Annotated in this window: 1 protein-coding gene; it reads right to left on the reverse strand. The window is 64.0% G+C overall.

Annotated features, from left to right (window positions below; genetic code table 11):
* Window positions 1–129 precede the first annotated feature (129 nt).
* Window positions 130–547 (reverse strand): helix-turn-helix domain-containing protein (locus E4K09_RS26775; protein WP_134500669.1); only part of this gene is annotated, 418 nt, incomplete at its 5' end.

Genomic DNA, 547 nt, shown 5'->3' on the forward strand with positions numbered 1-547 from the left:
ATCGGCACACCTAAAACAGAACAATCTTGTCAGCTGCGCGGGGTAAAGCGGACGCACTCGGACGGGTTGGACATGTCAGGTCCGGCTGCCGATGTGGCCGGCAAAATCGAGCGTGAACCGGACAGGACATCACAAGAAGTACCTGCTGCCACCCGAGGTGAAGGGGTGGGCGCCGCCCGGGCTACCAGGCTCGGCGTCGTGCCGGCTGACCCGGGTGTGCCGGAGATGCTGCGCTGCCATCGCGACCTCGACGCGGTTGCGCGCATTCAGCTTCTGCATCAGGACCGTCATGTAGTGCTTCACCGTCCTCTCCGTGATCCCGAGGCTGGACGCGATCTCCCTGTTGGTCTTCCCGGCGAGCAGGAACTGGACGATCTGGTCCTCGCGCGCGCTCAGCCTCAGGGCCTGCATGGCGATCCGGCGTACCGAGGCGTTCCTCAAGGCCGAAATCACCTCGCTTGCAAAGTTCTGGGAGATGTAGATGTCCCCCGCGGTCACGGCCCTCGCGGCAGCGACAATCTCGTCCGTCCTGCAGGACTTGGACACG

This window comes from Microvirga pakistanensis, assembly GCF_004458765.1.
Taxonomy (GTDB): Bacteria; Pseudomonadota; Alphaproteobacteria; order Rhizobiales; family Beijerinckiaceae; genus Microvirga; species Microvirga pakistanensis.